This is a genomic window from Mesorhizobium sp. (assembly GCF_005063415.1).
GTDB lineage: Bacteria > Pseudomonadota > Alphaproteobacteria > Rhizobiales > Rhizobiaceae > Mesorhizobium.
This window is the reverse complement of record NZ_SUEG01000163.1, coordinates 1-10,843: the sequence shown is the minus strand read 5'-3', so window position 1 is coordinate 10,843 and position 10,843 is coordinate 1. Positions and strand designations below refer to the sequence as shown.

9 protein-coding genes and 1 pseudogene are annotated in these 10,843 nt (G+C 62.9%); all 10 read right to left on the bottom strand.

Translation table 11 applies throughout. The features are described 5' to 3' along the window. Positions 1-802, bottom strand: an 802-nt coding sequence (locus E5W70_RS27540; protein ID WP_292664402.1) for an AAA family ATPase, incomplete at its 3' end; no start/stop codon positions are given. A 13-nt stretch (positions 803-815) separates the two neighbouring features. Then, the gene (locus E5W70_RS27535) at positions 816-1,685 is read right to left on the bottom strand and encodes an outer membrane protein assembly factor BamD (RefSeq protein WP_292664400.1); all 870 of its coding nucleotides are present in this window, start codon (positions 1,683-1,685) and stop codon (positions 816-818) included. A gap of 204 nt (positions 1,686-1,889) precedes the next feature. Continuing rightward, a complete protein-coding gene (gene lpxC / locus E5W70_RS27530; protein ID WP_292664398.1) occupies positions 1,890-2,837 on the bottom strand; it encodes a UDP-3-O-acyl-N-acetylglucosamine deacetylase in 948 nt (315 codons plus the stop codon). A 278-nt stretch (positions 2,838-3,115) separates the two neighbouring features. Further along, positions 3,116-4,786, bottom strand: a complete 1,671-nt coding sequence (gene ftsZ, locus E5W70_RS27525) for a cell division protein FtsZ (protein WP_292664396.1) — start codon at positions 4,784-4,786, stop codon at positions 3,116-3,118. 67 nt (positions 4,787-4,853) lie between these two features. Further along, positions 4,854-6,161, bottom strand: coding sequence for a cell division protein FtsA (ftsA, locus tag E5W70_RS27520; RefSeq protein ID WP_023676759.1), 1,308 nt, complete (start codon positions 6,159-6,161; stop codon positions 4,854-4,856). Beyond that, positions 6,158-7,099: a cell division protein FtsQ/DivIB gene (locus E5W70_RS27515; protein WP_292664392.1), complete on the bottom strand. Its 942-nt coding sequence runs from the start codon at positions 7,097-7,099 to the stop codon at positions 6,158-6,160. Before E5W70_RS27515 ends, ftsA begins: the two co-directional genes overlap by 4 nt. Beyond that, positions 7,087-8,013: a D-alanine--D-alanine ligase gene (locus tag E5W70_RS27510; RefSeq protein ID WP_292664390.1), complete on the bottom strand. Its 927-nt coding sequence runs from the start codon at positions 8,011-8,013 to the stop codon at positions 7,087-7,089. Before E5W70_RS27510 ends, E5W70_RS27515 begins: the two co-directional genes overlap by 13 nt. 314 nt (positions 8,014-8,327) lie before the next feature. Then, positions 8,328-9,293: a UDP-N-acetylmuramate dehydrogenase gene (gene murB / locus E5W70_RS27505; RefSeq protein WP_031211769.1), complete on the bottom strand. Its 966-nt coding sequence runs from the start codon at positions 9,291-9,293 to the stop codon at positions 8,328-8,330. Further along, complete coding sequence (gene murC / locus E5W70_RS27500) at positions 9,290-10,696, bottom strand: UDP-N-acetylmuramate--L-alanine ligase (RefSeq protein WP_292664387.1); 1,407 nt, start codon at positions 10,694-10,696, stop codon at positions 9,290-9,292. Before murC ends, murB begins: the two co-directional genes overlap by 4 nt. Next, a pseudogene (locus E5W70_RS27495) lies at positions 10,693-10,843 on the bottom strand (UDP-N-acetylglucosamine--N-acetylmuramyl-(pentapeptide) pyrophosphoryl-undecaprenol N-acetylglucosamine transferase); the annotation flags it as partial. The pseudogene E5W70_RS27495 and the gene murC, both read right to left, overlap by 4 nt.

Genomic DNA, 10,843 nt, shown 5'->3' with positions numbered 1-10,843 from the left:
ATTTGACGACGTCCTCGAGCAGGCCGGGCGCTTCCGTCACCTTGCGCTGCAGCCGCCTGAGCAGGCTGGCCAGTTGCGGCAAGGGCGAGGACGGACCCGAGAGCACATCCTGGGCGTCGTGGATTTCCGAGGCGATCTTTTCCGCCCGCATCATCGCGGCGCGCAGTTCGGCCAGCTCGGTCTCTTCGCCCGGTTGCGGATCGAGCCTGGTCAATTCGGCGACCGCTGCACGGAGATAATCGGCCTCGCGGGCAGCTGCCTCGACTTTGGCCCGGTGCCGTGAAAATTCTTGCTCGCAGGTACGCCAGTGCCGCCACGCCTCGCCTGTTGCCCGCGCGGCACCCAGATGACCGCCGAAACTGTCGAGCAACTCGCGATGCGCGCCGGGATCGACCAAAGCGCGCTCGTCGTGCTGGCCGTGGATCTCGACCAGCGCATGGCCGACGTCGCGCATCAGCGTCACGCTGGACGGCTGGTCGTTGACGAACACGCGCGTGCGGCCGTCCGCCGTCTGGACGCGGCGCAGGATGATGTCGCCGTCGTCCTCGATGGCGTTCTCGGCGAGCAGCATACGGGCCGGGTGGTTGCGCGGCACGTCGAAGACAGCGATGATCTGGCCTTGCGCCGCGCCATGCCGCACCAGCGAGGCGTCGCCGCGGGCGCCAAGCGCCAGCGACAAGGCGTCGAGCAGGATGGACTTTCCGGCGCCGGTTTCGCCGGTCAGCACCGAAAGGCCGGACGAGAAGTCGATGTCCAGCTTCTCGATCAGAACGATATCGCGGATCGACAGCCTGGAGAGCATGGTGACGCGCCGCTCAGGCGCCGGTGATCAGCTTCCCGGCCTTGGAGATCCACGATCCGGCATTCTCGCGCGGCTCGAGCCCACCACTCTGCAGGAGCTTGTAGGAGTCCTTGTACCACTGGCTGTCGGGATAGTTGGTGCCGAGCACGGCCGCAGCGGTCTGCGCTTCCGACGTCAGCCCCATCGCATAGTAGCTCTCGGTAAGACGCGCCAGCGCCTCCTCGACATGACGTGTGTTGGAGTAGTTCTCCACGACGTTGCGGAACCGTTTGACGGCTGCGATGTATTCGCGGCGCTCGAGATAATAGCGTCCGATCTGCATCTCCTTGCCGGCGAGCTGATCGTTGGCGAAGCGGATCTTTTCCTTGGCATCGTCGGCATATTCGGAAGTCGGCCAGCGCGTTACCAGGTCCTGCATCGTCTGCGCGGTAAGACGCGCTTCCTTCTGGTCCTGGGTGACGTCCTTGATCTGGCGGTAGTAGCTCAGCCCGATAATATACTGGGCATAGGCTGCATCGTCGGTCGACGGGTAGAGCGTCAGGTAGCGCTTGGCCGAACCGATCGCCTCGTCGTAGTTGCCCTGACGATAGTCGGCAAAGGCACCCATCACCATCGATTTGCGGGCGAATTCGGAATATGGATGCTGGCGGTCGACGGCATCGAATTTGCGGCTTGCCTCCTGCAGTCGCCCGGCATTCAGATTGGCGAGACCTTGATTGTAGAGCACGTCGGCGGGCTCGGTCTGATCGACATAGGTCGACAGATCGACGTCCTTCTCAGACGACATGCAGGCCGACAGAAACAGCGATGGAACGACCATCGAAAGCGCCAGGAAAACAGCCCGCCGCGGCGCCTTCGATTGACCAACTCGCTTGAAAAACATGTTTGGATTCCGCCCTTTCGGCGTCATTTCAGTCGACGGCAGCAGCCATAAACCATAATTGCCTTGCCCGGCAACGCTATCCCCGGCCAATCGCACATTTTTGTGGCGGTTTGGCGCCACCTGGAAAGCTGGGTAATTTGGCCGGCCAGTGATGCATCCATGCAACACAGCTTGACCGCAACAGGAGCCGTAAGACCTTAAGAATCAGATCATCCAGGGCGCATAGAGGGGTGCGTTGACGGCGCTCATCTCCGCGGTACGCCCGCGCTCGCGGCGCGTCGTCTCGACGATCTCGAAAGCCGAACGGTCCGACAAGAGACGGCGCAACGCCGCGGCGTTCAGCCTGTGGCCACCGCGGTAGGAGCGGAAGCAGCCGATGAACCGGGCACCGGCGAGCGCCAGGTCGCCCATCGCATCCATCGTCTTGTGGCGCGCGAACTCGTTGTGATAGCGCACGCCTCCCATGTTGATCACACGGTTGTCGTCGCCGATCACCAGGGAGTTTTCCAAAGACGAGCCGAGCGCATAGCCGGCCGCCCACAGCCGCTCGACGTCCTTCATGAAACCGAAAGTGCGGGCACGCGCGACGTCGCGGCGGAAAATGTCGGCATTCATATCGGATGCAAAAAGCTGGCGCCCGATCGCCGGGCTTTCGAAATCGATCTCGATCTCGAAGCGCGTGCCGTCATAGGGCCTGAACTCCGCCCAGCAGGCGCCGTTCTCGATACGAACCGGCTTGACCACCCTGATGTAGCGACGCTTGACCGGCAGCGTTTCGATGCCTGCCTGATCAATGGACTCGACGAACATCACTGCGCTGCCGTCGAGGATAGGCACCTCATGGCCGTCGATTTCGATGACGAGATTGTCGATCCCAAGGCCGAAAAGCGTCGCCATCAGATGCTCGACCGTGGCAATGTGCTCGCCTTGCGGATCGCCAAGCATGGTGCAGAGGTCGGTGGCACCGACCTCGGAGACGAGCGCGCGAAATTCGTGGTTTCCGCTTGCATTCGAAAGCTGGAAGACGACACCCGTATCGGCATCTGCCGGCAGGAAATGGACAGTAACCGGGGTGCCGCTGTGAACGCCGATGCCGGTCAGCGTCGCACGCGATTTAAGTGTCGTCTGATAGTCGTGCAAAACAATCCCCATAGCCCATACTGCCTAGGTCCGCTTCATCCGCCCTGAGGGCGCGGCTCTTGATTGATCGGCAGGCAGGGCCACTTCCCCAAGACTCCCAGCAAACCGACTTTGGTCGGTGGCGAAGATAATGGTCCCGCAGGGAGACTCCAAATCACGGTTTCTTACTCTTTGTAACCGCGGTCCGGAGCGGGAATGCCTCATAAGACTTTGTTTTAAAATCACTTTTATGGCAACAGGCGAACAGTTTCCTGCTCGCCTGTTAACAAATGTTACGAACCGTCAACAGATCAATTGGCCTGTCGGCGCAGGAAGGCGGGAATCTCCAACTGATCGTCTTCCTGGACAGCCCGGCTCTGCGGCGTCAGGCGGCCCTGCTCGTCCAGCTGGCCGCGGCGTGGGGCGTAAAGCTGCGGATCCTGGCTGGCAAGGCGGCGCACTTCGGCCGGCGCCTGGCGCAGTTTCGGTTCGCGCGGCTGCGCCGGCTGCAGCCTTGCAGGCTCCTCCTCGCGGCGGGTCAAGCCGTTGGTCAGGCGCTTGAGCAAGCCCATCGGGCCGCTGTTCTCGTGGTCGGCCGGGCGGGCCTTGGCTTCCACTTCGGCCTTCACCTGCGGTGGAAAATCCTCGACCCGCGGCATGCGCTGGGGTGCTGCGGCAACCGGCTGCGGCATTTCACGATGCGGAGCGGGCTGCATCGCTTGCTGAACCACCGGCTGGATCATCGGCTGCGGCTGAGTCGGAGGCGCCTGGAAGATCTTGCTCTGCGGGCGGAAGTCTTCCGCATGGGCTACCGGTGCCGGGCGGGCCTGCGCCATCGCTGCCGCATTTGCCTCGGCGAGCTGAATGGCCTCGGCGACCGGATCGGCAGCACGTGGTTCATAGATCGGTTGCTGGACCGGCGCCGGGCGCATTTCCGTAACCTGAGCCGCCGGGCGGCTGACCGGTTTCGGCGGAGCCGTGCGGATGGCGATCGGCGCGGCAGCGATTTCGGCCGCCGATTTGTCGATGCCGGTGGCGACCACCGATACGCGGATAACGCCTTCGAGTTCCTCGTCGAAGGTGGCGCCCAGAATGATGTTGGCGTCCTGATCGACCTCTTCGCGAATGCGCGTTGCCGCCTCATCGACTTCGAACAGGGTCAGGTCGCGGCCGCCGGTGATCGAGATCAGCAGGCCCTTGGCGCCCTTCATTGAGGTCTCGTCGAGCAGCGGGTTGGCGATGGCGGCTTCCGCCGCGGCCATTGCGCGGCCCTCGCCCGAAGCCTCGCCGGTTCCCATCATCGCCTTGCCCATTTCGCGCATGACCGAGCGGACGTCGGCGAAGTCGAGATTGATCAGGCCTTCCTTGACCATCAGGTCGGTGATGCAGGCAACGCCCGAATAGAGCACCTGGTCGGCCATGGCGAAGGCATCGGCGAAGGTGGTCTTGTCATTGGCCAGCCGGAACAGGTTCTGGTTGGGAATGACGATCAGGGTATCGACGCATTTCTGCAGTTCCTCGATACCCATGTCGGCCGTCTTCATGCGGCGCTGGCCTTCGAAGTGGAACGGCTTGGTGACGACGCCGACGGTAAGGATACCCTTTTCGCGGGCAGCGCGGGCAACGACGGGAGCCGCCCCGGTGCCGGTGCCGCCGCCCATGCCGGCAGTGACGAAGCACATATGCGTATTGGAGAGATGATCGATGATCTCGTCGATGCATTCCTCCGCCGCCGCGCGCCCGACTTCAGGCTGCGATCCGGCGCCGAGACCCTCGGTGACATGCGCACCGAGCTGGATCAGCCGCTCGGCCTTCGACATCGTCAGTGCCTGCGCGTCGGTGTTGGCCACCACGAACTCGACGCCGCGCAAGCCGGCGGTGATCATGTTGTTGACGGCATTGCCGCCGCCGCCGCCGACACCGAACACGGTGATGCGCGGCTTGAGCTCGGTGATGTCCGGCTTCTGCAGATTGATGGTCATTGTCTTCGTCCTTTGCCTTTCCCGCCGCTTCGCCGCCGCGGCCGCCTATGGGGCTGTCCCCGTCAAATTAAAAACTGTCTCTCAACCACTGACTCATTCGATGCAGTTTTCCGCCTGTTCCGGTCATCCGAAGACCGGAAATTCCCTTCGCCGGGCGGCTCTCGAAGCTCGCCATCTGCGGGTAGATCAGAAGCCCGACGGGCGTCGAGAAAGCCGGCCCCTTGGCCGCCTCTGGCAGGCCTGCCACGCCAAGCGGGCGGCCAATGCGCACATTGCGGCCGAGAATGCGGCGTGCTGCTTCGGGCAGGCCGGCAAGCTGGCTGGCGCCGCCGGTCAGCACCACACGCTTGCCAACCGCGTTGCCGTAGCCGGATTTGTTCAGCCGGTCGCGCAGCAATTCCAGCGTCTCGTCGATGCGGGCGCGGATGATGCGCGTCATCACCGAGCGCGGGATCTGCAACGGCACCTCGCCGTCCTCGCCGATCGGATGGATGGAAACCAGGTCGCGGTCGTCGGCACTGCCAGGCAGCGCCGAGCCATGCATCACCTTCAGCCTTTCGGCGGCATCGAGCGAGGTCGATAGGCCCTTGGCCATATCCAGCGTGACGTGGTTGCCGCCGATCGCGATGGCGTCGCCATGGACGAACTTGCCTTCCGAAAACACCGAGATCGTCGTCGTGCCGCCGCCCATGTCGATGCAGGCCGCACCCATTTCGAGCTCGTCGTCGACCAGGGCGGCTAGCCCGCTGGCATAAGGCGTCGCCACCATGCGCTCGACCGACAGGTGCGAGCGGTTGATGCAGAGCTCGAGATTGCGCAAGGGCGCTGCATCGCCTGTCAGCACGTGCATGTCGACGCCAAGCTGGTCGCCAACCATGCCACGCGGATCGCGCACACCGCGCTCGGCATCCAGCGAAAAGGCAACGGGAAGCGAATGGATCACCTCGCGCTCAGCCCGCAGCGCCTGCTTGGCACCGGCGGCAAGCACGCGCTTGATGTCGGCCTCGTCGGCCTCATGGCCGCCGAGATTGATGGTGGCCGAAAAAGCCTCGCTCTTCAGCCGGCCGGCAGTCATGTTGACGATCAGCGAATCGACCGTCAGTCCCGCCATGCGTTCGGCGGCGTCGACGGCAAGACGGATGGCGTGCTCGGCACGGTCGAGATCGATGACGACGCCCGATTTCACGCCTTGCGATTTCTGGTGGCCGATGCCGATCACCTGGACGCGATGCGAGCGTCCGCGCAGCAGCTTGCCATCATCGCGCGGCTTGAGTTTGGCCACCACGCAGCAGACCTTGCTGGAGCCGACATCCAGTACCGTCAGGATGCCGGACCGGCGCGACGAGGCATCGCTATTGCCGCCAAGCCAGCTCATATCTTCGTCTCCGGCTTGCGCTTCAGCATCTTGGGCTTTTCGTCGAGCGCGGCCTGGCGCTGTGTCGCCGCTTCCGGCGTCAACTGGACCACCAGACGATCGGAAAGGCGCATGTCGACTGCGGCGATGTCGCGCGTCAAAAGCCCGTTCTCGTGGTCCATCCTGACCAGGTCGGCAACCGCCTGATCCTCACCGTCTTCGGGAAGCTTGATCGTGATGCCGTTTTCAAGCTTGAGATCCCAGCGCCGTTCGCCGATGCGGATATAGCCCTTGATCCGCGCGGCGAGCTCCGGATAATTCTTGATCTTGGCTAGGAAATCCGGCGCTTTGGCCGGTGCGCCGGTGCCAATGATCAGCGGCAGCAATATCTGCTTGCCGCCGGAGAACGGCGCAATGACGGTGCCGGATTTCTCGATGACCGAAAGCGCGCTGCCTTGCTGCCACAGCGCGAACGGCTCGCGCTCCTCGACGCGCACTTCCAGCGTATGCGGATAGACCTTGCGCACTGCAGCGGCTTCGACCCAGGGTAGCGTAGTAATGCGTTCGCGCGCGGCTTCGGCATCGAAGCCGATCAGCGAGGTCCAGCCGTCGAGTTCCAGCCTGTCGAGAATATCGATCTCGGAAGTTTCGCGGTTGCCGACGACCTTGACCTGGTCGACAGCAAAGCCGGTACGGGCGGTGACACTCTGGACGATGGCGTCGGCATGTCCGCCGAGAAAGGCGCCATAGGCGCTGCTCGAAATAAGGAGTGCCGCTGACAGCATGGCAGCGCAATAGGGCGGCGCTTCGAAGTCGCCTTCGCCGAGGCGCGCCAGCACGCGCACCGGCCGGCGCAGCAGGCGCGGCAGCACGAAATGGTCGAACAACAACGGCATGCCGAACAGCGCCGGCCCGGCCGCGCCCTTCCCCTTGCCCTGTCCCCACTTCAACGCAGACACGAAGCGTCCTCCACCATCCAACTCAACAAATCGCCGAACGAGTGTCCCGCTTGCGCGGCGATTTCCGGCACCAAAGACGTCGGCGTCATGCCCGGCTGGGTGTTGACCTCAAGCCAGACAATTTCGCCGTTTTCGGAGTGACGATCGTCATAACGGAAGTCCGACCGGGAAACGCCCCGACAGCCGATAGCTTGGTGAGCCTTGAGCGTCAGTGTCTGTATTTTTTGGTAAATATTCGGTGAAAGTTTTGCCGGGCATTCGTGTTTTGATCCTCCCGCGACGTATTTTGAATCATAGTCGTAGAAGGAATGGCCGGTCGGGATGATCTCGCAGACACCGAGCGCCACATCGCCCATTACCGCGCACGTCAATTCCCGCCCGTGCACATAACGCTCGACCATCACGGTATCGCCATATCTCCACTCGGACGAGCCGATGATCTGCGGTGGATGCGACTGGCCTTCATGCACGATGACGACACCGAAGCTCGACCCTTCGTTGACCGGCTTGACGACATAGGGCGGCTTCATCGGGTGCTTGTTCTGAATGGCGAAGCGATTGGCCACCTTCGATTCCGCCACCGGAATGCCGGCCGCCTTGGCGACCTTCTTGGCCTGCTCCTTGTTCATCGCGAGCGCCGAGGCAAGCACGCCGGAATGGGTGTACGGAATGGCAAGGTACTCGAGGATACCCTGAATGGTGCCGTCCTCGCCGAAGGGGCCGTGCAGCGCATTGAAGACCACGTCAGGCTTGAGCGCACTCAGCACCGAGCCGATGTCGCGCGAGACGTCGACGCGGGTGACCTGGTAGCCCTCTCCCTCGAGCGCATCGGCGCAGGCTTTACCCGACGAGAGGGACACGGGCCGCTCGGACGAGAATCCCCCCAGAAGGACGGCCACATGCTTGCTTGTCATTCCCCGTCATTTCCTCTCACAGCAGGCCTGCACCATCGTGCATGCCCCGAAAAGCATCGCGCGCACTCAAATGCGCCCGAGCAACTTCGCTCCCGTGTTTCCGCAACATTGAGTCCGAGTCTCCCGGCAGGTTGCCCCCCAGACGGAAACGCGAGTAACGCGTCGAAACGACTCAAATCAGGAAACGCTTCAGGGCAGAGAATCAGAGAGTTGATTCGCTGGCAAGTGATTACGATTCCGATGGATTCACTTTCCGCAAAAACGGCAGCAAAATGTGAATTCATGAGTCCGAAAGGCAACGGCGGTCGGCTTGCCTAAAGCAACTGCCCGAGAAATTCCTGAACGGCATGGCCCGGCCGAAAATTGCCGATGCGCTTGATCTCCCACTGCAGCCGGATGCCCGATCTTTCGAGCACACGCGCACGCACCGTCTCACCGAGATATTCAAGCTCGTAGCCTGTGGCCGTTCCGGTGTTGATCATGAAGTTGCAATGCATCGGCGACATCTGCGCCCCGCCGACCATCAGGCCGCGGCAGCCGGCCTTGTCGATTTCCTTCCAGGCCGAGGTGCCTTCGGGATTCTTGAAGGTCGAGCCACCGGTCTTTTCGCGGATCGGCTGCACGGTCTCGCGATGGTTCTGGACAGCATCCATCGCGGCCTTGATCGCCGCCTTGTCCTCAGGAATGCCTTCGAGCAGCGCCGACGTGAAGATCAGCCCGGACGGCGCCGCTGAATGGCGATAGGCATAGCCCATGTCGGCATTGCTCAACGTATGAACATTGCCCTTGCGGTCGAGTGCCCGCACCTCGACCACACGCTCGCGCGTTTCGACGCCATTGGCGCCGGCGTTCATCCTCAGCGCTCCGCCAATGGCGCCGGGAATGCCGTGGTAGAAATGAAAGCCACCGATGCCGGCCTCGTAGGCAACTGCCGCAAGGCGCTTGTCGGGTGTCGCAGCGCCCGCCTTGATCGTGGTCGGCGCAATCACTTCGGTCTCGCCAAAGCCTTTGGCCGAAAGCCGGATGACAAAGCCCGCAATGCCGCCGTCACGGACAAGCAGGTTCGAGCCGACGCCGACGATGGTCAGCGGAATTTCCTCCGGCACCGCCTTCAGGAACGTGGCAAGATCGTCCTCGTCGGCCGGCTGGAACAATGCGTCCGCGAGCCCGCCGGCTCGAAACCAGGTGATCTTGTCCATCTCGGCATTGGGCGTGATGCGGCCGCGGAGTCCGGCAAGCCGGTCGCCAAGCTTCTCGATCAACGCCTGGCCGCGCATCATGAGATGGTCCCGCCGAGTTCCTTGGGCAGCGCATAGGCCCATTGGGTGATGTTGCCGGCGCCGAGGAAGACGACGAAATCGCCCGGCTTCGCCACCTCGCGCACGATCGGCGCAATCGCCGCCGGACCTTCGATGTAGCGTGCGTCGCGATGGCCGCCGGAGCGGATGCGCGACACCAGTGCGTCGGACGTAACGCCGTCGATCGGTTCCTCGCCAGCCGCATAGACGGGCGCCACCATTACCGTATCGGCGTCGTTGAAGCAGACGGAAAACTCGTCGAACAGATCGCGCAACCGGGTGAAGCGATGCGGTTGGGTAACGGCGATGATGCGGCCCTTGGTGGCGCTGCGCGCAGCCTTCAGTACCGCCGTGATCTCGACCGGATGATGACCGTAATCGTCGAACACATCGACACCGTTCCACGAACCGGTATGAGTGAAGCGCCGCTTGACGCCGGCGAAAGACGACAGGCCCTTCTTGATTGCCTCAGCCGACAGGCCGAGCTCATGCGCGACGGCAATCGCCGCCGTCGCATTGGAGACATTGTGGCGCCCGGGCATGGGCAGCCGCAGGCCTGATATCGTTATCTGGCCGTGCGTCTTGCGGTCGCGGATCACGACGTCGAATTCCGAGGTCGGGCCGTCCATGCGGTGATTGGTGAAGCGCACGTCGGCCTGCGCATTTTCGCCATAGGTGATGACGCGCCGGTCCTCGATGCGGCCGACCAGCGCCTGCACCTCGGGATGGTCGGTGCACATCACGCCAAAGCCGTAGAACGGCACATTCTCGACGAACTGGCGAAACGCCTCGCGCACTTTGTCGAAGGAGCCGTAATGGTCGAGATGCTCGGGGTCGATATTGGTGACGACGGCAATCTCGGCCGGCAGCTTGAGGAAGGTGCCGTCACTCTCGTCGGCCTCGACCACCATCCATTCGCCGTCGCCCATGCGGGCGTTGGTGCCATAGGCATTGATGATGCCGCCATTGATCACCGTCGGGTCGAGCCCGCCGGCATCGAGTAGCGTCGCCACCATCGAAGTCGTCGTCGTCTTGCCATGCGTGCCGCCGATCGCGACCGCCTGCCGGAAGCGCATCAGCTCGGCTAGCATTTCGGCGCGCCGCACGATCGGCAGCAACTTCTCTCTCGCCGCCTTCAGCTCCGGGTTGGATTTCTTGATTGCGGTGGAGACGACGACCACTTCGGCCTCGCCGAGGTTTTCGGCCTGGTGGCCGACGAAGCATTCGATGCCCTTGTCGCGCAGCCGCTGCACATTGGCGCTGTCGGCCTGATCGGATCCCTGCACCTTGTAGCCGAGATTGTGCAGCACCTCGGCGATGCCGCTCATGCCGATGCCGCCAATGCCGATGAAATGCACGAGGCCAATCGTCTGTGGCATCTTCATGCGTGCGTCTCCTTCCTGAATTCTGAAACGGATTTCCCGGACGCAATAGCCTCTGTCAGATCGGCGAGCAACCGCGCCGCGTCCGGTTTACCGGACGATTTCGCCGCCGCAGCCATTGTCGCCGCCCTGCCTGGATCATCCATCAGC